This window comes from Streptomyces sp. SS8 (assembly GCF_054072955.1).
This window is the reverse complement of the sequence record NZ_JBSVCZ010000018.1, coordinates 52,459-78,630: the sequence shown is the minus strand read 5'-3', so window position 1 is coordinate 78,630 and position 26,172 is coordinate 52,459. Positions and strand designations below refer to the sequence as shown.

Genomic DNA, 26,172 nt, shown 5'->3' with positions numbered 1-26,172 from the left:
CCCGGCACGGACCGAACCCGCCACACAGTCCGCCCATGCCACGACCACGAGGAGACGCCTCATGCCGCACCCCGCCCGCTCCATCGACCGCATACCCGTATCCGGGCCGGGCGCGGGTCCCTACGCCCTGACGGCCGGACCCGACGGAGCCCTGTGGTGCACTCTGGTCCACTCCGGAGGGATCGCCCGAATCGAACCGGGCGGACGGCTCGACGTCCACCGGCTCGACTCCGTTTCCTGCGGGCCGTCGGTGATCACTCCGGGTCCCGACGGGGCGCTGTGGTTCACCCGGCTGCGGGATCACCGGATCGGGCGGATCACCGTGTCCGGGCGGACGGCCTCCTACCCCGTAACGACCCCGGACAGCGGCCCGTTCGGCATCGTGTGCGGGCCCGACGGCGCGCTGTGGTTCACCCAGACGCGGACCGGCCGGATCGGCCGCGTCACCACCGACGGCCGGATGACGGAGTTCTCCCTGCCGGTCGCCGGCGCCTTCCCCTCCGCCATCGCCGACGGGCCCGACGGGGCGCTGTGGTTCACCCTCAACCAGGCGGACGCGATCGGCCGGATCGGCCTCGACGGAAAGGTGGTGGTCCATCCGCTTCCCACTCCGGGGGCCGCGCCGGTCGGCATCACGCGCGGCCCCGACGGGGCGCTGTGGTTCACCGAGATCGGCGCCGGCCGGATCGGGCGCATCACCACCGACGGCCGCATCGACGAGTTCGCCCTGCCCGACCCCGCCTGCCGACCTCACGCGATCACCGCCGGGCCGGATGGTCTGTGCTGGTTCACCGAGTGGGGGGCGGGCCGGATCGGTTCCGTCGACGCGGGCGGCCGCGTCGAGGAGTACGACCTGCCGGTGGCCTCCTCGGAGCCGCACGGTCTGGCCTTCGGGGCCGACGGGGCCCTGTATGCGGCCCTGGAGATCGGGGAGATCGTCCGGCTGGAGGTGTAGCCGCGCAGGGGTGTGCGTCCCGGTGTGCCGGACCGGTCGCGGGAGCGGCCCGGCACATGGGCGTACCTCCGGCGGCGAGGGCGCGTGGCGTGTCGTCAGACGTCGGGAACGCGCAGCCTCTTCCAGCTGGTGGGGCCGGGGACGCCGTCGGCGTCCTTGCCGGTGAAGCCCAGCTTGCGCTGCCAGGCGGCGTAGGACTGCCGGTCGGCCTCGCTCCACCGGGGGCCGGGGCCCACCTTGTAGCGTCCGCAGCCCTCGGCCACCAGCCGCTTCCCCATGGCGGTGATGACCGCGCTCTCGCGGCCCACCCGGAAGAAGTCCGCGCCCGGGTAGGGCTCGTACCGCGCGGGTGGCTTGGGCGCGGGCTTGCCGGGGCCGTCCGCCTTCCTGCCCAGTCGCCTGGCGATACGGCCCCGCATGGTGTCCATCGAGAAGCCGCGCGGGTCCACTTTGCCCGGCTGCCACTCCCGGTGGCCGATCACGGATTTCTCGTTCCAGCCGTGCGCGCGGCAGACGGCGGCCGCGGCCCTCTCGATCGCCAGCTTCTGCGCCTCGGGCCAGGGGTCCTTCCCGTCGCCGAGGTTGACGCACTCGAAGCCGTAGAAGTGGCGGTTGCCGTCGGTGTCGGCCTCGTCGTCGCCGGGGAGGTCCCGTTCGGCGATGACGGCTCTGAGCACGTCGCCGTCGCCCAGCCCGGCGTGGTTGGCGCGGCCGTTGCCGACCAGATGCACCACGCCCTCCTTGTCGATGACTCCGTGGCACAGCGGGCCCGGCAGCGTCGAGTGCCCCTCGTAGCACAGTTCGACGGTGTGGCCGGTGCCCCTGGTGACGGTGTGGTGGATCATCACGCCGTTCACCGGACCCCAGGGCCCTTTGTGGTTGCGGTTGTGGGTGCGCCAACTGCGGTACTCGCGGACCTCCAGGCCCTCGTCCCGCAGTGCCCTGACCAGCTTGGAGGCGCTCAGGGGTGTGGCCATGCGTTACTCGCTCCTCTCGGGTGTGCCCGGTGCCGTGTCCGTGCCGGGGCCGGCGCCGGCCACGACGCCGGGGTGTCCGTCCGCACCTCAGGCCCGTGGTCCGGCCGTTTCCGTCCCGCTCCCCGGCTCCTCCCGGACGGCCGGTGCCCGCGCCCCGGCCTCCTCCTCGGCCTCCGCCCGGGCCTCGGCCGCCAGTTCCTCCTCGGTCGCCGAGGGGACGGGCCCGGCCAGGGGGCCGAAGGAAAGCCGCAGGTCGGAGACGCCTTCCTCGCCCATCACCCAGGCCAGCGGCGCGTGGTGCACCCGGATGCCGGCCGGCGCGCGCAGCAGGGGCTTGCGGGCCGCGTTCACCGGCCACTCCACCGCCCCGGTGGCGGTACGGGCCGGGATCAGCCAGTGGTCCCCGGGCCGGTAGGCGCCGCCCGGCTCGAAGTACACCTCGACGCCGTCCTCCAGCGGCAGCCAGCGGCCCTCCTCGACCCGGGCCGCCCCGCCCCTCAGCCGGCCGCGCGCACCGCGCCCGCCGCGCCTCGGCGCCTCGCGGTGGTCCCAGCGGCGCAGGTACGGGTGCAGCTCGGGGCGCCGGCCCACGCCGCCGCCCGGCTCCCCCGACAGCCTCACGCGCCGCCCGGGCAGGTCCACCTCCTCCACCCGCAGCAGCGGCAGCGGCTCGCCGCGGCTGGTGTAGGCGGTGTCGGCGAACTCCACCCAGTCCCCGGTGTTCAGGTCGAGCCTGCCGTCCTCGCCGAGCGTGGCCAGCTCCGCCCAGGTGCCGTCGAGGCCGTCGACGGGCAGGACCACCGAGCCGTTCTCCCTGGACCACTTGAAGGTCGCCTCGTCCGCCGTTCCGCCCTCGTGGACCTCCACCCGGTAGAGCTGGTTCTCCGGGCCCCGGTAGCGGGCGTCGGGCCGGAGCAGGCAGGGGTCCTCGTCGGCCCGCTCGGGGCGCCGGCTGCGCGCCGCCATGCGCGACTTCGGCTCGGAGCGCTCGTCGGCCCACCGGTGGAAGGCGGTGCGCAGGGCGTCCTTGTCGGTCTCGCCGTCCTCCACCTCCAGTTCGGAGGCGGGCAGCGCCAGCACCTGCCAGACCACCTTGATGCGGGCGGCGGTGTCCGCCACCGCCGGGCCGAGAGCCACCTCGCGCAGTACCGGGTCCTCGGCCGCGGTCACCGTCCGCTCCCACACCTTCAGATAGGCCATATAGGGGAAGGCGGTGGGCAGCCGGTCACCGGGCCGCTCGGGGTCGCGGTGGCCGTCGGGCTGGTCCCAGTAGGTCCAGTGGGCGGGTGCCCCGTCCGCGTCCCCGGTCCTGCCCCCGGCCCGGTCTCCCGCTCTGTCCCGGCCGCCGCCGTGGCCGCCGTCCTCGTCGGGCCGGCCGTCGTCGCCGTCGCCGTCGTCCTCGACGGCCTCGCCGGGGGCGGGCCGGGAGGCGTCGCACAGGATGCCGTCGACGTAGTAGCGGCCGCCTCCGATGGTCAGGTCGTCCAGCTCGTGGCCGCGGCCGTCGAGCCCGATGGCGAAGCCGGTGGCGCCGGCCGGCCCGCCGTGCCGTCCGATCAGGTCGGCGGCGACGGTGCGGGCCCGGTGCAGCTGGATCGCCGTCTGCTCGTTGGCGTCCGCGTCGAGCTGGACACGGCCCTGCTGGGCGAGCACCGCCGAGTAGTGCCGCTCCGGCCGGAAGGTGATGCGGGAGAGATCAGCGTGCATGGAAGGGGTCCCCCTCGAAAGGTTTTCCGTAACGTCTGCGAGGTCTGCGGGTCCGGGCTTCTGGCCGGCCGGTGGTTCAGGTCACGAACAGGACCCCCGCGTCGGTGCCGGCGGGCGTGTACTCGGCGAGCCGGGCGCGCAGGTTGTCCTCGCGCTGCGGCAGGTACAGGTCGTGGAAGGCGCCCATCGAGGCGCCGTCCTCCGCGCCCCGGAGGATCTCCGGGGGGCAGTCGTCGGCCAGTTGTGCGTACGCGGGCGTGCCGTAGCGTTCGCTCGCGAACAGCGGGCGTGTCCGTTCCGCCTCCCCCGGCCGCGCCGGGTGGCCGGGCACGCAGCGGTACCGGCGCGGGGTGCGTGAGCCCGGCGGCACGTACGAGTGGCGCAGACAGCCGGTCCCGCGCCGGGCCACGTGCATCCTTCCGGTGAACAGGCTGTTCTCGCCGATGGCGACGGCGTGCGTGTACACCTCGCCGATGACGGTGGTGCGGTGTGCGTGCAGGACGGCGTGCGCGTGGCGGCAGTCGGGCGCGGACAGCGCCTCGCGGTCGTGGCCGGTGGCGTCCAGGACACTGTCGCGGATGTGGATCTCCAGCGGGTCGGCGCCCACCTCGTCGCCGGTGACCTGGACGGTTCCCAGGATGCTGCGCTCGATCCGCACGCACGCGGTGGTGCGCTCCAGGACCAGGCTCGGCTCGTTCGGCGACCGCGGTTCGCACTCCGGTTCCAGCGACCAGCCCGGCACCAGGGTGCAGTGCCGGACGACGACCTCGCCGACCGGCCCGGTGACGTTCAGGCCGCGCCCGCCGACCAGCAGCCCGTCCAGGGTGATGCGCGGCGCGTCCCGGCCCGGGGCGCACTCCTCGTCCGCGCGGATGTTGAGCGCGTCCGGCCGGTTGCTGTACCAGTCCAGCAGGCGGATCACAGGTCGGGTGCCCTCGGCGGCGCGCAGCTGGAGCCGGTCGCCGGGGCCGAGGTCGAAGTCGAGCTGCTCCTGGTAGGCGCCGCTGTGGGTGATCTCGATGATGCCCTCGGGGCCGCAGCGCCCGGCCCGCCGGTCCTCGCGCCACCGCGCGTAGGCGTCCATGATGCGCTGGTGGGCGCGTCCGGGGCCGACCCGGTAGACCGCGGCGGCGTCGGGGGTGGTGCGGCCGGGGCGGGCGTACTCGCCGCCGCCGGTGCCGTCGGGGAAGGCGTGGTGGTAGTCGACCCAGAGGCCCCGGCGCGGAGCGGAGCGGGAGCCGAAGGCGATCCGGCCGAGCACCGGGTCGACCGCGACCTGGCCGCGGCGCGGGCGGTAGCGCCAGCCGGTGAGGTCGGCGACGGTGATGTCCGAGGGCGGTACCGGCTCCCCGTCCCCGTCCCGCCGGATCACGAAGGACTTGCCCGGCCCGTAGTAGTCCGTGAGCCGGTCGCCCAGCTGCCGGCGGCGGATGTACGCGGGGACGTTGTCGATCGCGGCGGTGTGGGTGGCCGACGGTTCCGGCTCGGGCCGGGTCACCAGCGGGGTGTCGTTGCCGAGGATGGAGAAGGTGTAGAGGCTGCGGGCCCGGTCGACGCAGTAGGCGGGGGCGTTCGTCACCGGGTACGGCTTGAGCCGCCACACGTACAGGCCGACTCCGGCCGGGGTGTGCCCGCCGGGCGTGCGACGTGAGCCGGCGCGCCGTACGTCGGCCGAGCGCGCCGTGGTGGCGAAGGGACCGTCCGCCAGGTCCAGCGCGGCCCCGTCGCGCAGGTCGGCCAGGCGGCCGCGCTCGAGCCGCCGCCGGCCGGCCGCCGCGGTGCCCGTGCCGTGGAGCCCGACCGGCTGGTGGTGGGCGGTCAGCCGGGAGAACTCCACCACTCGCGCGGGCCAGTCCGCCGCCGACCGCGCCAGCTCCTCCAGCAGGTGGGGAGTGCCCTTGCGGCGCCGGTTGGCGACCGTGGACGCCACGTCCCGGCGCGGCGCGAGCACGCGGGCCAGCCGCTGCCGCGAGACGTGGTCCGGGCTGCCGTCCCGCAGGCCGGTGGCCAGGACCCGCTCGTAGCCGGGCAGCGGCCGGTAGCCGACCAGATCGCCGAGGTAGGGCAGCACCCAGTCGGCGGCGGTCTCCACGAACCAGTCGTCGTAAGCCTGCTCCACCCCGGTGCGTACGAGGTCGACCTGCTCGGCGATCACGGCGAGCAGGGCGCGCAGGGGCTCCTCCCCCGCCCCCCGCGCTCCGCGCCCGCCGTCCCGCAGCCTGTGCCACTGCGGGAGCAGTTCCGCGAGCCCGTCCGGCTCCCTGCTCATGGCCGTGTCCTTCCGTCGTCCGTCGGGATCGTGGAGGTCGTCGGGGCTGTGCGGGCCGCGGGAGCCGTGGGGGTCGCCGGGCTCATCGGGCTCATCGGGGGGCCTCCGTGAGGATCAGCGTGTCCGCCGCCGCGGGCGAGAACATCGCGAGCTGGGCCGGGCGTACACCGCGGAAGACGTACACCGAGCGGCCCCTGGGAAGCGGCCGGGTGTCGGTGACGTCGGGGTTGAGCCGCAGCAGTTCGGTGAGCGTGATGCCGTGGCGGGCGGCGATGTCACCGAGTGTCTCGCCGTCCCCGGCGGTGACGGTGTGGACGCGCTCGTCGTACCGGGCGGGGCGGGCCGGCACGGTCTCCTGCGGTCCGGTACGCCCGCCGCCGGACAGGAGCGGGCCGCCGGGCAGTGCGGACGCGGGCACGCCCGAGAAGACGTCCACGTCCACGTGCTCCACGCCGGGCACCGAGTGAGCCGTCGCCAGGACCTCCGAGAGCCGGGCGGGTTGTCCCAGCTCCCGCCCCTCGAAGCCCATCGCGTCCAGCAGTGCCTGCCGCAGCCGGGGCTCGACGAGGGCCCAGGAGTGGTCGGGCCCGACCGCCACCCGGGCCGCCAGGAGCAGCAGCACCGGCTCGCGCACGTCCACGCGCACCGGCAGCCGGGGGTCGCCGTGGGCGGTGAGGGCGGCGCGCAGGGCGTGCAGGGTGTCGGCGTCCGCGCCGATCGGCGCGTCGCCCACGCCTGCGACCGTCACGTGCAGCACCTGCCGCCGCCCGTCGAACACCTCCCGTGCACTGGCCCGGCCGATGCCGGCCCGGCAGCGGGTGAAGTCCTCGTAGTCCTGGACGGAGACCAGCCGGTCGAGCGCGGAGACGGCGAGCGGGATGCCGCGTCTGGTCGCCTCCGGTCCGTCGGCCCGCGCGCCGCCGGTCGCGGGCAGCGGGTTGGTGACGGCGGTGACGCCGAGCGGCCGGGAGACGGCCTGGGTGATGCGGCCGGCCGCGACGTTGGCGGCGCCGCCGGTGCCGAAGCGGTAGCGGGCCCGTACGTTCTCGTGCCCGGTGGGCAGCCGCGCGCCGTTCACACCGTCGCCGAACGTGACGGTGGTGCGGCCGTCGGCGCCGGTGCCGACGACGTACACCCGCTCCTGCGGCCCGCGTCCGGCGAGGCTGTCGACGGGGTGCCACAGCAGTCCGTCGACGCGTACCTCCAGGGCCGGGCGGGCGCCGTGGGGGTACCCCCGGCCGGAGGCCGGGGGAGGGTTGTCCGCGGGCAGCCAGGTCAGCGGCGCGTTCCAGAGGGCGAAGGTCTGGCCCGCCCGGCTCGCGTCGCCGCTGCCGACGGCCTCGTCGCGTGTCTCGCCGTGTGTCGCGGGCACCACGTTGCCGTGGATCACCAGCGTCTCGCGCCGGTAGCGGTGGGCGAGATCGGCGGTGAGGGTGAGAACGGTGTGGACGTGGTCGCCGGGCAGTTCCGGATCGACCCGCTGCTCGACGGCGGCGATCACCGCGAGTTCGGTGCCGCGCACTCCGGTGGTGCCGGGGATGTCGGTGCGCTCACCGGAGAGGATCAGCCTCCGGCCGGGCCGCAACCCGTCGTACAGCTCGGCCAGTTCGAGTTCGTTGCCGCCCACGTCGTCGCCCAGTGGCTCGTCGGCGGGCCGCAGCGGCTCGCCCGCCGCGTGTACGGTGGCGTCCCGGATGTGGGACAGCAGCACGTCGTGCTCGTCCAGCCAGGGGTCGGCGAGGGTCAGTTCGGTGCCCCGCCCGGTGATCCCGTACCGGGCGTAGGAGCCGGTGCGCACGGCCGTCACACGGGTGGTGACCAGCGAGAGCCTGCTGTCGCCGGGGGTGCCGTCCGGGACGCCCTTGCGGGGGCGCTCGATCGCGACCCAGCTGCCCGCGGTGATCCTCTCGTGCACGGTGTCCAGGGCGAGGACGTTGCGGTGGACGGGCTCGGGGACGGTGGCGATGCCGATCTCCACGGCCGCCGGCCCCCCGCCGGTCCGGTAGACGACGGTCAGCTCGTGGCCGCCGTACGTGGCCCGCTCCGGCCTGTCCGGGGACAGGTGCCACTGCAGCGGCGGCTCACCGTTCCTTATGGCGACCTGTACCCGGGCGTCCGCCCCCGGCCGGGAGACGAACAGCGTCAATTCCGGCAGCCCGCCGCTCAGTTCGGCCGTGACTCCCGGTTCCTGGGAGTCGACCGGGCGCCGCCGCAGCCAGCTCAGGTCGTTGTCCTGCCCGGTGCGGGTGGACAGCCGGACCTCTCCGGGGCCGAGGGCGAAGCGGACGTCGGCGGGGAGGTTCTCGGCGCGCTGGACCGACGCGGTCGTCTCCGCGTGCACGAACTCGGCCCTGACCGGCACCTTCCCGGTCGTGTCGAACACGACCCGTGCGGTGGTCAGCGTGTTGCCCGTCAGGGGCCAGTCGGACTGCCGGATCACCCGGCCGCGCTCGTCCTGCACCGGTTTGAGGGGTGCCGTCGAGCCGAAGGGCGCGGCCGTCACGCGCATCGCCAGCAGGTCGGTGAGGGCTGCGGGGGCCGTCGGCGCGGCCGGCGCCGAGCGGCGCCAGGCCCGGTAGAGCTCGCCGGACAGCGACGGGTCCAGCGCCGCCGCCAGCCGTGCGCCCAGATCGGGCTCCGGGCCGAACAGCCGTACCGGGTCCGCCGGCGCGGCGCCGGCCACGGGCGGGCGGTGCGCCGCCCTTCCCCCGCCCGTGCCCCGGGAGCGCAGCGCGGGCAGCAGTTCGCCGAGCGCGCGGGCGGCCGCGCCGCCCGGCCCTTCGCCGGCTCCGGTGCCCGCGGTGCCCCCTGCCGCGAACCGGCCCGCGAAGCCGTCCGGCCGCAGCGGTTCCAGCTCCGCCGCCCTCTCCCGGAGGTCGACGAGTACGGCGGCCAGCCGCTCGAACCAGGCGGCGCTCTCCTGGTGGGGCCCGGCCAGCGCCCGCGCCTCCGCCAGCCGGTCCACGGGTTCCTCCAGGCGGCGGGCGAACGCCGCGGGGGTGTCCAGCAGGTCGAGGTCGGCCCGTAGCCGGCCGAGCACCTGCTCGTCGAACTCCTCGACGAGCAGGCTGCCCGCCGGCCGCGGGTTGGGGCTGTCGGCGGCCGGTGTGATCCACCGCTGCAGCTCGCCGACCAGCTCGGCCAGGGTCGGGGGCGGGGAAACGGGCAGGCCGAGGGCCGTGCTGTCGTCGTCCCGGTCGATGCGGATCCGCGTCACCGGCAGCAGCAGCCGCCTCCCGGAGCCCGCAGGGCCTTCGGGCGCTCCGGGGCCTTGGGGGCCGTCGCCGCCGAAGACGAACAGCAGGTGGTCGCCCACCGAGAGGGCGTTGGCCGTGCCCGCGACGTACAGCTCCGAGCGTTCCCGCAGATCCTCGTGGGTCAGCGGGGCCGGGCGGCGGCGCCGCACCCTCAGGTCGTTCCACGACCAGCGGGCCGTCAGGTCCTCGGTCGTCTCGAACGTCTGCGCCTCCTCGCGGGAGGAGGCGGGCACGCTGTGGCTGCGCGAACCGCGCGGGATCAGCACGGGGACGTCCTCGCGGCTGCGCGGGTCCCGGTCCACCGTGTACGCCAGATGGGTGTCGGCGGCGATCCCGGGGCGCGGCCGGTAGCCGACCAGCCGGCCCAGCCGTACCAACGAGCGGTGGTCGTCGGCGGTGCGCAGATAGCCCTCGTCGGCGATCCGCTCGGAGTGGAAGGTCAGCAGGTCGCCCAGGACCGCCCAGGCGTCCAGCAGCGCGATCGCCGGGTCGTCAGGGGTGCGGACGGTCAGCCGGCGCAGGGCCGGGTAGGCGGGCGAGGCCAGCCGGTCGAGCATCGCCGCCAGGAAGGAGCCGTACTCGCCCACCCGGTGGTCGAGCGCGGTGCGTCCCGGCGGGTTGTGGGGGGCCCGCGGCGCGCGGCGCTCGTCGTGGCGCCCGCCGCCGTCGGGTACGCGTCCGCGGTGGCAGCCGCGGGAGCGGCCGCCGCTGTGGTCGCCGGTCATCGCGTACCTCCCAGCCTCAGGGCGAGGCGGCCGTTCTCCGGCCGCTCCGGGTCGTTGTCGCACCGGGCGGCCTCCAGTGGGGCCAGCCGCAGCACGCCGTCGTCCGGCACCGGGCCGCCGGCCGGGTCCGGGGCGTCGGTGGAGGCGTCCGCGAACAGCCGCCGCAGCCGGGTGACGCGTACGCTCTCCACGCCCTGGACGGCCGCGGCGACGGCCACCAGGCGGCTGAGCCGCACCGGCTCACCGAAGCCGAGCGCGTCCGGGTGGAAGAGGCCGAGCCGGCCTCCGGGCAGCCGGCGGTTGCCGAGCACCCGGCGCAGATCGGCCAGGATCCGGCCCGTCTGGTGGCCGGGTGTCACGCACACCTCCACCTCGATGTCGAGCGGCACCGGCCGCGCGGGCCCGACCACCAGGTCGTGGCCGATGAGGCGGTAGGCCTCCAGCGACTGCGCCACCGCGTCGAGGAGTTCCGCGGGCGCCTGTCCGGTGCCGTCGGCGTCGATGGCGACATGCGCCTCCCGCGCACTGCCCGTCCAGCGGATCTCGGCCGCCGCCCGCTGCACGCCGGGCAGGGCGGAGGCCAGTTCGGCGTAGTCCCGCGCGGTCACGGCGCGCAGCCGCACCCGCCCCGGGGCCGTCGGCGCGAGCCGGCGCACCTGGTCGACGGGCTCCGGCCCGGTGCCGCCGGCGGCCGGCAGCGGGTTGCGCACCCCGGCCACGGGCATCGGCTCGCCCGCGTCCCCGCCCTCCCCGGCATCCCGGCACAGCACCAGGTGGTTGATGGCCTCGGCACCGACGTTGCCGGCCCTGCCGCCGCCCAGCCGGTAGTGGGCCTCCAAGATGGTGCCGGGTTCGGGCCGGGCGCCGTGCATGCCGTCGCCGAAGCGCAGCGCGAGCCGCCCGTCGTCCTCCAGCTCACCGGTGAAGTGGCGGTCCCGGGGGCCGCTGCCGAGGAGGTCGCGGCGCGGCTCCCACACGGCTTCCGCTCCGTCCCCGCCGTCCCCGCTCCCGCTTCCGGTGCCGCCGGTCAGCCGTACGGCCGGGAGCGCCGCGCGCGGATCAGGGGTCAGCGCGGACGCGGGTCCGTGCAGTTCCGGCTCGTCCGGGTGGAGTCCGGCCGCGTACGCCGGGCCCCAGTCGTGGGCGATCTCCCAGGCCGTGCGCCCGTCCAGGACGCGTCCGGCCCGGGCCCGTGCCGTCAGCACCTCCAGCCGGCGCAGCTTCGCCGCCAGCAGCCGTTCGGCTCGGTGGAGCAGCTCGCGCAGGGCGGGCACCGGGCGGCGGCGCAGCTCCAGCCGCTCCAGCGTCTCCAGCCCGAACAGCACGGCCAGTTCGGCGATCTCCCCCTCGTCCAGCCCGTCGCGGTCGCGGGCGCTGCGCCACAGCTCCACCAGCCGCTGCCGTGCCCGTCCGGGGAGGGCGGCCAGCCGTTCGGCCTGGCCGGCCGAGACATGGCGGGGGTCGGGGAACGGCGCGGTCTGGGCGACGGGGAAGCGGTGCAGGCGGGGACGCAGGCGCGGGGCGATGCCGGGGTAAACGGACTGGGCGAGCAGTGTCTCCAGCGCGGCCTCCTGCTCGTAGGCGGTGCCGGGCACCGCCTTCTCCCCCTTCCGCCCCGCCCGCTCCACGCCGAGCCCGGCCCGCCGTACCGCCTCCTCGCCGACGACCTCGGACAGTTGGCGGATGTGCACCGGTGTCAGCGGCCTTCCGCGGGCGGTCTGCCGGAGCCGGTCCAGGATCAGCCTGCCGGGCCGGTTGCCCTCCGCCTCGTACGCACCGTTCCGGCAGCCGAACGCGGGCGGCCCGCAGGACGGGAGGACGGCGGGCACCGGCGGTACGCGCAGTCGCTCGGGGAGGTGTCCGCGGAAGGTGAGCGAGCGGCCGTGGTCGACGAGGGCCACGTTGCCGCGCGCGACGGTGACGTCCTCCACCGGCTCGCAGTCCCGGCCGCCGAGCGTGGTCAGGTGCAGCGGGAAGGCGAGCGCGTCCTGGCGGGCCCAGGTGACCTCCAGCACCGGCTGGTCGCACAGCCGGTCGACGGCCGGGGTGACGGAGGTCAGCCGTACCGCCTGCCGGCGGGTGGGGTCGGCGTCGCCGGGGGTTCCCGAGCGCGGCCCCCTGACCTCCTCCAGTACCAGCAGATCGCCGGGGCGCAGGTCCAGCCGCCGCTTCCGGCGGCCCCTGCCGGCGGTCTCGTCGCTCCCCCCGTCGGCCTGTCCGTCGGTCCACTCGTCACGCAGGGTGGCGCGGGTGGCGCCCTCGGGCAGTGCGCACTGCTCGCCGTCCCAGGTCCACAGGCGGATGGTGTTGTGCTCGGGCCGCAGCCGCAGCGGCGTGTCCGTGACCGGTTCGAAGACCTCGACCGAGCCGCGCTCCTGAAGCACCGCCAGGTCGTGGTCGTCGATGACCGTGCCGGTGCGCGGCCGGTCGCGCGGGCCGAGGGTGCGCACGTCCACGGCGGCGAAGCGGTACGTCCCGGCGAGCAGCGTCAGCGGCCGGGCCACCTCGACGGCGACCAGCGCGCGGGCGCTGCAGCCGTCGTGCATCGGGTAGTCGACGAGCCGTACGTGGCGGCGCACGGAGACGCGGCGGCGGGCGGTGTCCAGGTACGCCTCGGTGGCGGCCGCGTCCTGCTGGTGGCTGATCTGGTCGGCGGTGTACGCCAGCAGCTCGACCAGGGTGGTGCCCAGGTCGGCGGGGTTGCGTTCGGTCCAGTCGGGCGCCGTCAGGGCCAGACGGTCCATGAGGAGCCGGCGCAGGGTGTCGTAGTCACGGGCGGTGTAGTCGATCACGGGGGCGGGCCGGAAGGTCCCGGGCGCCTCTGCCGTCTCTTCCGCCTCCTGCGGATCCCGGCAGTCGAGCGGCGCGGGGCAGTCGGGCCGGAACGAGAACTCGGCCGCGTGGTATCGCTGGTCGAAACCGGGGAACGGCTCGGTGCCGGGGCGGCCGTAGGGGTCGGTCCCGACGATCGCCAGCCGGTGACGGCCGAAGCCCCCCGTCCGGTCCACGGTGACGTACAGCCGGTCGTCGAGCTCGGGGTCCTCCTCCCTCTCGACCTCCAGGGCGACGGCCCGGATCTCCGTGCCCCCGCGGCCCGCTTCGATGCGGATGTTCTCCGGGCACAGGCCGTGCGGCGCCTTGCCCAGGAAGGTGACGGTGAGGGTGAGCCCGTCGTCGCCGACCTCCACCGCGTCCACGCCGTTCAGCCGCGCCGCGCGTACCCTGCCGCGCCTGCCTCCCGGGTGCGGGAGCGTCTTTCCCCTGCCGCCGCTCATGCCGCGGCCCTCCCCTCGAAGACCTCGTCGCGCCTGTCGCCCGTGGCGCGCACCGTGTAGCACAGATGGACACGGACGGTGTTCTCCTCGCCGATCACGTCCAGGTCCTCCACGGCGATCAGTTCGCCCAGCCAGCGCTGGAGCGAGGCCTGCACCGACAGCTCCAGCGCGGAGGCCAGCTCCGGGCTGTTGGGCGTGAACACCAGATCCAGCAGCCCGCAGCCGAAGTCGGGGCGCATCACGCGCTCGCCGGGGCTGGTGAACAGCAGCTGCTCGATCAGATCGCGCACATGCTCCTCGTACGCCGCCTGCGCGGTCCGGCCGCGCCGGTCGACGCGGAAGGGGAAGGCGATGTCCCGGCGTGCCGCCTCGGCCCTCATCCGCAGGTCACCCCCTTGTGCGCCGCCGGTGCGACGAGCGGCTGCCCCTGCGGCACGAGCCCTGCGGTGAAGCACATGCCCGGCGTGCCCTCCGTCAGCAGCGGCGAGCCGTCCACCGTCACCCCGCCGTCCGCCGGCGTCCAGCGGACGGTGGTACACGGCACCGGCACCCCGTCGACGGTGTGGCGGCAGCCGGTGACGGTGTGGACGAGCGCGCCGGTGGCGGCCGGCAGACCGTCGACCAGCACCCCGTGCGCATCGGCGCCCGCGACGCCCGCCCGGCCGCCGTGCGGGCAGCCGACCGCGGTTCCCGTGTGCATGACTTCTCCCGACAAGGCTTCTCCCCCGTTCCGTTCAGCGTTTGATGGGCACGATCAGCCGGCCCTGGTTGACGTCGACCCGGTCCCCGGCCACCGAGACCGAGGCCCCCTGCCCGTTGTCGATGTGGATCCCGCCCCGGGTGACGCGGATGTACGGGCCCGGCCTGCCCTCGCCGGGGCCCGGCGCCTGGAGCAGGATTCCGGTCTCCGGGTCGTCGGAGACCACGATCTTGTGTCCGCCGCGGGTCTGGATGACGACCGGTTCGGCGCCCGTGCGCGCCGCGGCCCGGGCGTCCTCCGGCAGCTCGCTCGCCTCGCCGTACCAGCAGCCCGTCCAGATCGGGTAGCTCGGGTCGCCCTGCTCGAACTCGATCCAGACGCCCGCCCCTCGCCCCGGGACCACGTACTGGCCGGACCGCTCGCCCGTGAAGGGGAGGCAGGGCATGGCCCAGGTGGAGGGCTCGCCGCCGAGCACGTCCGGGACGTGGGCGGTGATCCGGCCGATCCCCAGCGGGTCGTCGTTGTCCGCCACCCGGCCTCTGAACTTGCCGAGGAAGCGGTTGTTCGGTGCTGGCGCCATGCGGACTGCTCCTGGTCGGTCTGTGTGGTCTCGGCGGCCGGCCCCTACGGGCGGACGGTGTCCCCGCGCGCGATCAGGCCCTCGCGCGAGAGCGTGAAGTTCTGCCGGTACGAGCCGGGCGTGAGGTTGTGCGTGACGGAGGTGACGTAGTACTCGCCGTCGTAGGTCACGCCCGCCCCGCGCACGCCGACGAGCTCGCGCGGGCGCAGTACGTAGCCGTGGCGGTTGACGTCGAGCTGCCCGGAGCCGGAGATCGCGTCGGCGGACGTCGCGGCCCGTGCCAGCGCCTCGGCCCTGGCCTGCGCCTGGTCCTTCTTGGCGGTGCCGGTCAGCCGGCGGCGCTTGAGGGCCGGGCTCGCGCGCCTGCCCAGCGGCGGGCGCAGCGGACCGATGTCGGGCTGGGGGATCAGGGTGGACTCGCGGGTGCGCGGATCCTGCCAGTGGGCCTGCGGCTCCTCGCGGGCGGCGCCGTCGTAGGCGAAGGTGAGCTGGTCGACGGTGGAGTGGACGTCCATGTTGACGTTGAGGGCGTGCTGGGGCAGGCCGACGCGGCGCTGCGGGCCCCAGTAGGCGGTGGAGTGGCCGGGCCGCGGGCCGGGCTCCAGGTAGAAGACGTAGCCGTTGGCGCGGGCCAGTTCGTTGACGTAGGCCAGGTCCGTGCCCGTCTGGTAGTCCACGCGGTGCTCGGCGCGGGGCTGCTGGACGATCTGCTCGGGGTGGACGTCCGGGTGGACGCCGTAGTCGGCGTACCGGGCCAGGATGCGCTCGACCCGGCGGGCCGGGGAGAGGTTGGGGTAGCGGTCCACCCTCTCCTCCAGGTCCATCAGGATGCTCAGGTCCTCGCCGGTGACGGTCAGGGTCGTCCGGCCGGGCTGGTTGCTCGCCCCGACCTCCTGCCGCACGATCAGGCCGTCGAGGAGGACGGTCGGCGTGCCCTTGATCGTCGTGGTGACGATGACGCGGGTGCGCGGATCGAAGAACCCCTCGGGCAGCAGGTTCGAGATGATCGCGCCCTTCTTGGTGAGGTCGAACGCCAGCTGGAAGCCGGAGCGTTCGCCCGCGGTGCTGGTGATCTGCGCGGACAGCAGCGCCTCGCTCACCGCTTCGGGCACGGGCCGGGCGAGGTGGGGCCCCATGCTCAGGGTCAGGTGGATCGGCCCGCCGCCGACACGCTCATCGGCCATGCGCGCCTCCTCCCGGGAAACCGCCGGGCAACGGCACGTCGATCTCCCGTCCCGGCTCGGCGGTCAGCTCGCGCGGGTCGAGGACGGGGTTGGCGTCGGCGATCCGCCACCACTGGGAGGGGTCGCCGAAGTAGCGCTGGGCGAGCTGGTCGGGGCGCTCGCCGCCGCTGACGGTGTGGACGACGGTGTCCTCGTCGCGGTCCTCGGGCAGCGGCGGCAGCAACCGCCGCCTGGTGTAACGGACTTCGGTGCCGTCGGGCATGCGGCGCACGGCGATCTCGGCGTCGTGGTAGCGGCTCGTCCTCGGGTACGGGTGCGAGCCCGGGATCCCGTCCTGCGGACCGCCGTGGGCACCGCTGTCGTCTGCCATGGCCTCTCACACCCTCCCCGTTCCGATGTCGGCCCCGGTCAGCCCGAGCGCCCCCAGGGTCCCCGCCCGCGCGGTGCCGGCCAGCCGCTCCTTCTGCGCCAGATGCGCCAGGTACAGCTCGGCGCCGCGGTGCCCGGCGGGCAGATCGCTCACCGTCAGCACCTTCATCCCGATGCTCAGGCTCGCCCGTATCGGGTTGAGGTTCACGTCGAAGGCGGACTCGTTGACCGACAGCTCCGTCAGCCGCACGGGCATGACGCGTTTGCTGCCCCAGGTGAACAGGGTCAGCGGCATCTCGATCGGGCTGATCTCGATGGCGCCCTTCTTCGACAGCCGCGTGGCCTCCCTCAGCTGGGCGGTGGTCGGCTGTACGAGCATCTCCAGCGTCGCGAGCTGCGGATGGATCCCGTCGGGCGCCGCCAGCTCCAGCTGGTCGGTGGCGTCGATCTCGGCGGTGAACTTCCACGTCTCCTGCGCCGGCCCCTTCAGCCGCAGCGCCTCGTTCCGGTCCCCTCCGCTCCCCCCGCCCCCGGCGTCACCGCTCCCGCCCGCGGCCTGCGGGCTGATGCTGCGCTCCAGGGTGTCGGGGTTGAACTGCAGCACGATGATGCGCTGCGGTATCCCCCGCTCGGGATCGACGATCACGATCCCGGACCGGATGGGCCTGGGAATGTCCGCGTACCTGGTCACAGCCGGGCCTCCAGGCGCTCGCGAAGCGGACTGTAGTCATGCTCCGGAAAAAGACTGGGGAATGCTTCCAGCATGCGCTTGACGTGGTCTCCGAGGCCAGCGACGGACGAGTTCTGAAACGAGATGTCGGCAAACAGGTACTGCCAGCCCCGAGTCCCTTTGGTGATCAGTAGGTTCTCGATGTACTGGCGGTAAGTCAGATCGAGTTGCACGTACCCGATGGGGTTAGGTTCGCCGCCGATGCGCGCGAGTTCATAGTGCCAGATCTCAAGCGGTGAGGAGTTAGGCAGCAGTCGTAGGTAGGTCATGGATCCGCTGCCGGAGTAGTACGCGCTGTCAATGTACCGGAGTTGACTCACGAAATCTCTTTTAAAGCCAGGTGGGACGGTTTCGACCGCCGGATCCGGCCCCTGCGTGAGGATTTCTAAAGGGTCGGGAACGCGGTACTCCCCGAAGAATCTTGGAAGAGGATCCCTTGTATGCCAGTGGACGGCCAGGCCCGGAACCCTGAGGCAATCATCCAGCATGTCCTCATCCAGGTGGATACCGACCCACTCCTCCCCGAACCCGGACAGCGGCTGAAGGTCGGAGAAGGACTCCGCGGGGTCGTTCCATGATTCATCGTCTATCTTGATTCCTCCCGCTCGCCGCAGATCCTGGATCGAGGAAAAGTGGAGGGATTCCAGATGGTTCAGGGCAGTCAAGTGCTTCCTTCCAGTCATTTCAGAGGGTGAAGAGTCCGCTGTTGTAGTTGACTTCGATCTGCGGCCACACCTTTCTCTCGAATTCGTAGATCCCCTTACCAGATGTATGTTTGTATGCCGACAGCTTCGCCTTCATGTCGGCGATATCCGTAAACGGGCGCAGCTTGCTCACGGCTATGAACGTGATGCCATGATTGCCGAGAAGAGGGCGGACCCGGGCCGCCTCCGCCTGGTTACCCAGATTGACCGTATTCAGGTTCACGGTCGCAGACCGCCGCCTAGGAGGCGGATCGAATTCCACCTTTTCCTGGCTCCGCCACGGGGAGGAATTCCAGTCGGACCTGCTGGCACCCGACCCCGGCCCCTTGTACTCGTGGGTGCGATAGGTGGCCGTTATCTTTCGGGGGAACCAGTCGGGATAATTACTCCTTCCGGGATATCCGGCCGCCGGACCTTGGTACAGTTCGAGGTCGAGCTTGTAGTCACCCGGGCGTTTCGGCCTGTCATTGGCATCGGAGTTACCGAATTTTCCGGCCGCCTCCCCTTCGATCTGATTATAGAATCCCCTATTCTTATAGTTCGGCGCGGGCACGAAGTTCGCCGCCATACTGGGCCCGCCGAGTTCCCGCGGCAGCAGATGCATGAGGTCCCACTGGAGGTTTCCCTGATCCTCCCAGAGGCCGTTGGTGTCGATGTACTGGAAGCCTCTGAGCATACGGGTCTTGGCCGGCCGGCCGGAGGGCGGATACTGACCGTTCCTGCCGGCCCACCTCTTATTGATGAACTGCTGATTGAAGCCGCTCGGTTTCGTGTTGATGTCGTTGGTGAACTGCAGTTTGTCGGGATTTGGCAGCCGGATGGGTTCAAGCCGCTCAACGCCTTCCTCGTTGATTCCCGAATTGGTCGTGGTATCGGGATTCAGTGAGGCTGTCACCCGGAATTCTGGATGGCCGATCTTGCGCAATGCGGTGATCCGGTACCAGGACCGCATCGATTCGAGAGCGAAGAGGAAGGCAGGTGTACGGGTACCCCGGCGGAGCATCCGGTCGATCCTTGGGCGGATTCGCGCGGCGATTTTCCGGAGACGTGCCTTCTTGGACTCGCTGCCGTTCTCGCTCTTCCGGCGCTGACCGCGCAGTCGGCGCTTCTGCTCCTGGCGGCGCTTGCGCTGGTCGAGCAGGAGGTCGCGGCGGCGGCGGTAGGCGTCGCGCATGCGGCGGGCGTTGTTGTCCAGGGAGCGGTCGAGGCGGCCGTCGCGGTCCTTACGGTCGAGGGCCTGCCGGGCTCTGCGGATGCGGTTCTGGGCGGCCCTGACCGTCTGCCGCGCACGGTTTTCGGTACGCGCCTCCGGTGAAGTACGACGCGGGCGCGGGGCGGGCCTGGTGCCCTCCGTCTCGCGGCGCGCGGGGGTCCGGGACTGGTCCTGTCCGGTGTCCTGGGTGCGGCTGTCGGGCCGGTCCGTACGCGAACGGTCGTCCGGGCGGCGGGTGTCGGGACGGCGCGCGGAGTCGCGGCGGGACTGGGGCGAGTCCGGCCGCCGGGCCGGGCGGGTCTGTGTGCGGGGCCGCTTCGGCTCGGCCGGCGGGTTGCGCGACATCTCCGCGTTCACCCGGCGTGTCCGCTCCTGTGCCCTCCTCGCCTCCTCGTGCGGGTCCTGGCCCTTCTTCGGGTCGTTCTTCGGCTTGTCCGCCGTCGGCGGCCTGTCGGTGTCCCGCGGTTCGTCCTCGTCCTTGGCGCCGGGCTTCTTCTTCCCGAGGTTGGCCGCGACGCCCTTGAGCCGGTCGCCGACCTTGCCCACGTACTTGCCGATGCCGCTGAGCAGGGCCTGGTAGGCCAGCTCCAGCAGGGCCACCACGCCCGAGGCCACGGCCTTGGCGAACAGCACGCCGGCGTTGCCGCCCTTGACGGCCTTGAGGTAGTCCATGAAGGCGCCGAAGGCCCGCAGGATCTCGCTCAGCGACTCCCAGGCCGCCTTGAAGGCGTCGATGATCGCCATCACCCAGCCGGCGCCGGGGATCAGCTTGGCGATGACCTTGGTGATGATGATCTCCCCGATGATGATGGGGAGTTGGGGGAGCGCGGCGTCCCACGCCTCCTTGGCCATCTGCTCTCTGCTGACGCCCCCGCCGATCAGCTTGTCGAAGACGGCCTTGGGGAGCCCGAGGATCTCCTGGATCTTCTCGCTGAACCAGTTCCTGATCGCCGAGGTGACTTCCCGGAACAGATGGTTCCTGGCCCCGTCCTCGGCCGAGGCCTTGGCGCCGCTGAGCCAGCCGCCCGGGTCGGAGAGGATGTCAGTGGCGATCATCGCCCACTCCCCAAGGGCGTTGAGCAGGCCCATGGCGAAGTCCATGATGCTCTTGAGCGCGCTCCTGACCGCATCGACCGCCGCCCGGAGGCCCTCCATCAGGGCGTCGAGGATGCCACTGAGGATCTTGCCCATCTCGTCCAGGAGTTCGGTGACGATCCGCTTCAGCTCGTCCGCGATCCGGTTGACCAGGGCGATGGCCGCGTCCCTGATGCGGATGATGAGGGTCCGCAGCCGGTTCGCGATCTCCACGATCGCGTCGAGGAGGTCCTTGCCCAACTGGACCAGGGCCTGGGTGAACTCCTTGAACTTGTCGACGATGAACTGCCGGGCCGCTTCGATCCAGCGGATGACGGTGCCCTTGAAGTCCTTGATGAGGCTGGTGATCGCCTCACGGGCGGCGCGGAAGAAGCCGACGATCGCGTTCTTCAGCTCGATGAGCTTGTCGCGGATCCAGTCGAACGCCCTGGAGAGCCAGTTGCCGGAGTCGCTCTTGGCCGTGTCGCGCTTGCTCCTGGCATCGTCCTCGGCCTTGGTCTTCTCCTTGCCGATGTCCTCCTGCTTCTTCTTCCGGTGCTCCTCGGTGTCCTTGTCGGTCTGCTCCTCCTTGTCCCTGACGTCCTTGCGGATCCTCTCGGTCTTCTCGGTCTTCTTTGTGCCGAGTGAGTCGAGCTCGCCGTCCTGCTCCTTGCGCCACTGCTCGCGGGAGGACTCCACCTCAGCCCTGGTCTTCCGGCGTTCGGCGGCCTGCGTGCGGGTGTTGCTCTCGACCTCGCTGCGGACCTGCCGCCTGTGGCGCTCCCGGGACTCCCGGAAGCCCCCGTCCTTGGCCTGCCGCTTGTCGGACATCTGCTTCTGCCCGTCGGTGAACGCGGTCCGGATCTGCGGGCCGCGCTCGTGCTCCGCCACCGCGGACACGGCCTCTGGGGGGATGCGTCCGCCCATGGACGGGCCGCCGCCTCCGCCGGGGCCCCCCTGTCCCTTCCCTCGCGGGACCTTGGCTGTCAGGGTCTCCTCGGGCACATCGGGGTAGATCTGGTCCTCGCCCAGGGGACGCCCGGCGTCATCGCGGCCTGAGGCGTGGAGTTCCCGGCCTTTGGCGTCGAGTTCACCGCCCTGTTCGCCGGCGCGTCCGTCCGTCTCGCCCCGGAGGCCGACCCCTGGCGCCGTGCCGACGTCAGCCTGGGCGAGCATCTCGTCCTCGGTGGGCAGGTCGAGGATCCACTGGACCACCGCGTCGGAGTCGATGAGGTCCTCGTCGGCTCCCAGGAAGTCGGCGACACCGTTGATCGCCCCCACGACTAGCTGGGCTCCGCCCGCCAGAAGGCCTTCGAGGGTGCTGGGCTCCTCGATGTCCTCCCCCGGGATCTCGCCCTCCGGGGCCTTGTCTCCCGTGACCTCGGCCTTCTCCTTCTCCGGGGCGTCGACCCGGGCGGCCGGGTCACCTGAGTACTGTCCCGGAGCAGAGGTCTTCGGCGCGCCGTGCAGGGTCTGCGGGGCACCCGCGGGGCGCTCCGTCGTCGGCGGCGCGTCCTGGAGGGTCTGGTGTTCGTCGCCGACGGTCTTGTCGACCGCGCCGTTCACTCCGCCCAGCGCTTCGAGCGCGCGGTGCGGTTTGAGGTTCGCTGCGGTGGACAGACCGGCTTCCGGCGTCACCTTCGACAGTTTGGGGGCCGCGGGGTCCTTCTTCGGCCGGGACGAGGCGGTGGGGCGGGCGCCGCCCCCTCCCCCGCCACCACCCAATGCGCTCCGGGTGCCGCCACCACCGCTGACCGATCGTGAGGGCCTGGAGCCGGACCTCGGTACGGGGGCGGGTTCGGGCCGGGATGCCGGGGCCGAAGGCTCCTGCCGCTGCCGGGATCCCGCCCCGTCCCCCGGCGTGGCGTCGCTGGTGGAGCCGTCACCGCCGTCCGCGCCCGAGACATGGGTGTCCCGGGCCGGGGACGCCTCGGCCGGAGTGTCCGTGGCCGGCCCGGGAGCGGTCGTGCCGGTGGCGCCGCCCCCTGAGGGCGTGCCCGAGGTGCCCGCGCTCCGAGCCGGGGCGGAGGACGCGGTGGGCGTGTCGGAGGAGGTGCCGGAGGAACCAGAAGTTCCGGCCTCCGTCGCCTCCTCCTTCGGGGCTCCCGTATCGGCCGTCTCGGGTTCCGGACCCTTCTCCGGTTCGGTTGTTCGCTCCTCGCCCTGCTGCTGCGGGCCTTCGGGAGTCGTGGGCTCGGGCTTCGGCTCAGGGGCGTCGGCGCGGCCGTCGGCGGTGCCGGAGGACGGAGACAGCGGGTCGGCCTCCTGGCGGCCCGGCGCCCCGGTGCCGAGATCACGCGCCGTACGGTCACCGGCTCCGGCACTGGTCGCCGGGGAGACGGACGCGCCGCCGTCGGCGGGCAGCGGTTCGGCGAACCCGGCGTCCTCGGACGCGGCCTCCTCCGCGTCCTCCTCGTCCCGTCTGGCCTGCACCTGTTCGGCCTTGGTGGCGGGCGGTCCGGGGAAGCTCGGCATCCGCCCGCCGGTGTCCGAACCGGGCGCGGTCTCGTCGGCGGTCGGTACGACGGAGACGTCGAGGTCGGTGGCGGGTAGGAAGTCCTCGGGCCTGAGTTCGGTGTTCCATGCACTGTCCTGGTCGGTGGCCCGCTCGTCCTCAAGTCCGTCGAGCGCTCCGGGTTCACCGCTCGGGCCGGGTTCCAGGCCGATCGACTCGTCCTGTGCGAGCGCCGGCTCGTCCTGGGGCCGCTTCCCTTCCAGGATGCCGCGGTAGCCCGGGTCGGCCGTCCTCAGCAGGGGGCCGGGTTCCACTCCGGCCCGCTTACCCTCGCGCGTGTCCCGCTTGTCCGCCCGGCCCGGTTGCTGCCCCACGACCAGGGGCTCCACGGCTCCGGGCCGGTTCCTGGCCGCGGACTCCTCCTTGCTCGCCGCGGGGGTGCCGCCGGTTCCGGGCGCCTCGGAGCGGCCGCCCGCACCGCTGCCGTCCTGCTGCCGGGGCTGGGCGGCCCCGCCGCCCGGAGCCGTGTCCCGGCCGCCGCTCGTCCCCGCTGCTCCCGTGCCTCCGCTGGAACTCTCCGAGTTCCCGGAGGTCCCGGCGGGCCGCCGTGTGCCCTGGCGGACCGCGCCTGTGCCGCCATGTCCGTGCCGTCGCCGGTCCGGCCGTTCCGGTGCTGCCTTCCCTTTCTCCTCCTGCCCGGCAGCCCCTTCGGGCTCCTGCCGCTCCTCGTCCGTGCGCTGTCCGTCGCTCCGGTCGTCGCGGGACCGCTCCTCCTCGGCCCGCTGTCTCCGGTCGGCGGCTTCGGCTTCCTCCCGTTCGTCCTCCAGAAGTTCGGCCGCCTCCGGAACGGCCTCGGGCGCACCGAGCGACTCCGGTTCGAGCGTGCCCTCGTCCTCGGTCTCCTCGACCAGCTCGATCAGCCTGTCGAACTCCGAGGTGAGCAGGCGTGATTCCAGCCGGTCGAGAACGGCGTCCTGCATCTCGGTGGAGAATCGGGCGAGTTGCACGCGCACGCGCTTGGAGCGGTCCTGCGGGTCGCCGCGCAGGGAGCGGAGCACGCCGTTGGCCAGGCGGTCGACGAGGGTGGCCGGATCCAGTTGCTCCATGCGCCGCTGGTCGGCGTCGACCGTGGCGTAGCGCAGCCAGCCCGGGGTGGCCCGGCCCTCCTCTACTCGCTCGGCCGCCGGACCGCCCGCCCCGCCGTCGCGGGACACGTCCTGCGCCGCCGTCTCCGCCTCGCGCTCCACCGTCTGCTGCGGCAGGCTCACCGAGCCCAGGTCGCGGCCGGCGCGCAGCGCGCCGAGGCCTTCGGGGTTCTGGACGGTGTGGAGCAGTTCGTGGGCGAGCAGGCGCATGCCGTCGGCGGTGCCCGGGTGGTACGCGCCCTCACGGAAGAAGATGTCCTGGCCGACGGCGACGGCGTCCGCGCCGAGCAGGTCGGTGAGGGCGGCGGCGTCCCGGTCTGTGTGCAGGCGTACGCGGCCCAGGTCGTGGCCGAGCCGCTCCTCCAGTTCGCGGCGGACGCTCGCGTCGAGCGGCAGTCCGGCGGCGCCGACGACGTCCTTGGGCTCGGGCACGGGGGATTTGGCGCCGCGCTCCTTTCGCTCCCCGCGCCTGCGGCGTTTGGCGTCCTGCGCCGAGCGGGTCTCCTGTGACGCCGTGTGCGAGCTCATCGGCGCCCCCTCCCGTCCGCGGGCCTCGTCTCGCCACGTCCCGACAGACCCGCGTGCACCGCGCGTGCCAGCGCCTCGCCGAGGCGGGACGGCGAGGTGGTGGCGGGCAGCGGTGGCAGGCCGGACAGGGCCTCCAGGGCGCGCCCCCCGCCGTCCGCCGCCAGCGGTACGCCGCGCTCCCGCACGAGCCGGGCCAGCTCCGCCTCGAACGCGGTCGTGACCCGCTCCGGGTCCACCCTCGCGTCGAAGCCGTCGAGCACCAGCTCGCCGATGTCCACCCGGACCGCCGTGTCGCGGACTGTGTTGCGGGCCGTGTCGCGCACGGCGTCGTGTGCGGCGTGGCGCGGCGTCTCGTTCACACCCATCCGCGGACCTCCGAGGGCGTCAGGGAGCGTTCCAGCTTCAGGTACTCGGTGCGTGCGGCGGCGAGCATGTGGCGCATCCGCAGTACGTCCCCCTCCTCGGCGGCCAGGAAGGCCGCGGAGAGGGCGATGTTGCGGATCGAGCCGCCCGCGACCGTCAGCCGCGCCAGCAGCTCGGGGTCGATCTCCTTGGCCGGGGCGCTGTCGGGCAGCACCCGGCGCCAGATCTCGGCCCGTTCGGCCTCACCGGGGAAGGGGAAGTCGACGACGAAGCGGATACGGCGCATGAAGGCGGTGTCGAGCGCCTTCTTCATGTTGGTGGTCAGGATCGCCAGGCCCCGGTAGGCCTCCATACGCATCAGCAGGTAGGAGACCTCGAGGTTGGCGTAGCGGTCGTGGCTGTCCCTGACCTCGCTGCGCTTGCCGAACAGTGCGTCGGCCTCGTCGAACAGCAGTAGTGCGCCGCCGAGTTCGGCGGCGTCGAAGACGCGTCGCAGGTTCTTCTCGGTCTCGCCGATGTACTTGGAGACGACCTGGGAGAGGTCGACGACGAACAGGTCGAGCCCCAGCTCGCGGGCCATCACCTCGGCGGCCAGGGTCTTGCCGGTGCCCGAGCCGCCCGCGAACAGGGCGGTGACCCCCAGGCCCCGGCGCAGGGTACGGGCGAAGCCCCACTCCTGGTGCACGGTGCCCCGCTGCCGTACATGGGCGACGATCTCGCGCAGGACGCGCGACTGGCGCTCGGGCAGTACCAGATCGTCCCAGCCCGCCTCCGGCTCGATGCGGCGGCCCAGCTCGTCCAGGCCGATGCGGGCCTCCGCGAGCCCGGCCCGCCAGGCCAGTTCGGAGACGTCCGCCCCGGCTGTCCCATCCTGGCCGGCCTGCCGGCGCACGGCCGCGGCGGCGGAGCGGACGATGTGCGGCGGCAGTGCGAACTGCGCCACCAGCCCGCGCAGTTGCCGTTCCCCGATCCGCGGCACTCCGGCGAGGGCGTCGGCCCACAGGCCGAGTTGCTCCTCCTCCCCCAGCGCCGGCACGGTGACGCGCTCGGCGCGCGTCCGCTCCGTCCGTCTCGGATCGGGGCTGGAGACGGCGAGCGGTACGGCGGCGGAGGAGGTGAACGCGTCGACCGCGGCGTCCTGTTCGCGGTCCGGTTCGCCCGTCTCCAGCAGCAGGGCGGCGGGCAGCAGGATCGCCTCGCGCTGCCACAGCCGGGCGAGCCGGTCGCGTTCGGTGTGGTCGGTGGGCAGGTCCTCGGCGCTCAGGGTGTAGAGGCCGAGTCCGCAGGCGCGGGCGGCGGCCGCGGCGATGTCGTGGCGGCTGTGCCGGTCGCCGCCGGTGAGTTCCACTCTCGGCGGCGTGCCCGGGCCGGCCCCGGCCCAGGCCGCGGCGACGCGGTCCGCGGCGTGCCCGAAGGAGGGCGGCAGTCCGTCGGGCGCGGTGGCGCGGGTGAGCATGCCGTGCAGCCGCGCGTCGAGGTACGGGGAGCCGAGGAGGAAGTGCAGGATGCGTTCGTCGAGGCGGATCCGGGTGGTGGTCAGCCGGGTCTCGTCGTCGAGTTCGACCAGGCGCCAGCGGCGCAGCGGTGCGACGGGGGTGAGGGCGCTCCAGTGGGGCTCGCCGAGGGTGGCGAGCGCGAGGGAGAAGGTGGGGTGGGCGCGCTCGGGGTCCCCGCTCGCGGCGGCGCAGCGGCTGCCGGTGGTGGGCTCCAGTTCGGCGGCGGCCAGCAGCAGGACGATCTCGCGTTCGAAGGGCGTCAGCCCGAAGCAGCGGACGAGCGCGTCGAGCGCGGCGGGTTCCGAGGCGTCGGCCGGTTCGGGGGTGCCGGCCGGTTCGGGGGCGCCGGTGCCCGCGCCGCCCCCGCGGGCACGGGCGGCGTGGGCGTCGAGACGGGCCAGGACGGCGCGCATGGCCGCGGCCAGCGCCGGGCCCTCGGCAGCGCCCGTCCTGTCGGCGGTGCCGT

Annotated in this window: 16 protein-coding genes; 1 reads left to right on the top strand and 15 read right to left on the bottom strand. The window is 73.5% G+C overall.

Annotated elements, in window-relative coordinates; genetic code table 11:
- Positions 1-61: 61 nt before the first annotated feature.
- The gene (locus ACW69E_RS18250) at positions 62-955 is read left to right on the top strand and encodes a Vgb family protein (protein WP_457499314.1); all 894 of its coding nucleotides are present in this window, start codon (positions 62-64) and stop codon (positions 953-955) included.
- 95 nt (positions 956-1,050) lie between these two features.
- Here ACW69E_RS18250 and ACW69E_RS18245 read toward each other — a convergent pair whose 3' ends face one another.
- The 15 genes from ACW69E_RS18245 to ACW69E_RS18175 form a co-directional block, all read right to left on the bottom strand.
- Positions 1,051-1,932, bottom strand: coding sequence for a peptidoglycan-binding protein (locus ACW69E_RS18245; RefSeq protein ID WP_457499313.1), 882 nt, complete (start codon positions 1,930-1,932; stop codon positions 1,051-1,053).
- Positions 1,933-2,019: 87 nt separating this feature from the next.
- Positions 2,020-3,639 carry a DUF6519 domain-containing protein gene (locus tag ACW69E_RS18240; protein ID WP_457499312.1) on the bottom strand — a complete coding sequence of 540 codons (1,620 nt, stop codon included), beginning with the start codon at positions 3,637-3,639 and terminating at the stop codon, positions 2,020-2,022.
- Between the two features lie 76 nt (positions 3,640-3,715).
- The gene (locus tag ACW69E_RS18235; RefSeq protein WP_457499311.1) at positions 3,716-5,908 is read right to left on the bottom strand and encodes a hypothetical protein; all 2,193 of its coding nucleotides are present in this window, start codon (positions 5,906-5,908) and stop codon (positions 3,716-3,718) included.
- Between the two features lie 91 nt (positions 5,909-5,999).
- Positions 6,000-9,890 carry a putative baseplate assembly protein gene (locus ACW69E_RS18230; RefSeq protein WP_457499310.1) on the bottom strand — a complete coding sequence of 1,297 codons (3,891 nt, stop codon included), beginning with the start codon at positions 9,888-9,890 and terminating at the stop codon, positions 6,000-6,002.
- On the bottom strand, positions 9,887-13,165 hold the full coding sequence (locus tag ACW69E_RS18225; protein ID WP_457499309.1) for a putative baseplate assembly protein: 3,279 nt from the start codon (positions 13,163-13,165) through the stop codon (positions 9,887-9,889). The genes ACW69E_RS18230 and ACW69E_RS18225 overlap by 4 nt, the downstream gene beginning before the upstream one ends.
- Positions 13,162-13,545 (bottom strand): GPW/gp25 family protein, encoded by a 384-nt coding sequence (locus tag ACW69E_RS18220; RefSeq protein WP_457499308.1) that lies wholly within the window; start codon positions 13,543-13,545, stop codon positions 13,162-13,164. Before ACW69E_RS18220 ends, ACW69E_RS18225 begins: the two co-directional genes overlap by 4 nt.
- Positions 13,542-13,865 carry a hypothetical protein gene (locus ACW69E_RS18215; protein ID WP_457499307.1) on the bottom strand — a complete coding sequence of 108 codons (324 nt, stop codon included), beginning with the start codon at positions 13,863-13,865 and terminating at the stop codon, positions 13,542-13,544. Before ACW69E_RS18215 ends, ACW69E_RS18220 begins: the two co-directional genes overlap by 4 nt.
- Before the next feature lie 34 nt (positions 13,866-13,899).
- Positions 13,900-14,445 carry a phage baseplate assembly protein V gene (locus ACW69E_RS18210; RefSeq protein WP_457499306.1) on the bottom strand — a complete coding sequence of 182 codons (546 nt, stop codon included), beginning with the start codon at positions 14,443-14,445 and terminating at the stop codon, positions 13,900-13,902.
- A gap of 44 nt (positions 14,446-14,489) precedes the next feature.
- Positions 14,490-15,629 (bottom strand): hypothetical protein, encoded by a 1,140-nt coding sequence (locus tag ACW69E_RS18205; RefSeq protein WP_457499305.1) that lies wholly within the window; start codon positions 15,627-15,629, stop codon positions 14,490-14,492.
- Entirely contained in the window at positions 15,619-15,999 is a 381-nt protein-coding gene (locus ACW69E_RS18200) for a hypothetical protein (protein WP_457499304.1), read from the bottom strand. The genes ACW69E_RS18205 and ACW69E_RS18200 overlap by 11 nt, the downstream gene beginning before the upstream one ends.
- Before the next feature lie 6 nt (positions 16,000-16,005).
- On the bottom strand, positions 16,006-16,689 hold the full coding sequence (locus ACW69E_RS18195; RefSeq protein WP_457499303.1) for a hypothetical protein: 684 nt from the start codon (positions 16,687-16,689) through the stop codon (positions 16,006-16,008).
- Positions 16,686-17,393 carry a hypothetical protein gene (locus ACW69E_RS18190; protein ID WP_457499302.1) on the bottom strand — a complete coding sequence of 236 codons (708 nt, stop codon included), beginning with the start codon at positions 17,391-17,393 and terminating at the stop codon, positions 16,686-16,688. Before ACW69E_RS18190 ends, ACW69E_RS18195 begins: the two co-directional genes overlap by 4 nt.
- Positions 17,394-17,412: 19 nt before the next feature.
- Entirely contained in the window at positions 17,413-23,847 is a 6,435-nt protein-coding gene (locus ACW69E_RS18185; protein WP_457499301.1) for an eCIS core domain-containing protein, read from the bottom strand.
- The gene (locus ACW69E_RS18180) at positions 23,844-24,212 is read right to left on the bottom strand and encodes a hypothetical protein (RefSeq protein WP_457499300.1); all 369 of its coding nucleotides are present in this window, start codon (positions 24,210-24,212) and stop codon (positions 23,844-23,846) included. The genes ACW69E_RS18185 and ACW69E_RS18180 overlap by 4 nt, the downstream gene beginning before the upstream one ends.
- A complete protein-coding gene (locus ACW69E_RS18175; protein ID WP_457499362.1) occupies positions 24,203-26,119 on the bottom strand; it encodes an ATP-binding protein in 1,917 nt (638 codons plus the stop codon). The genes ACW69E_RS18180 and ACW69E_RS18175 overlap by 10 nt, the downstream gene beginning before the upstream one ends.
- Positions 26,120-26,172 lie beyond the last annotated feature (53 nt).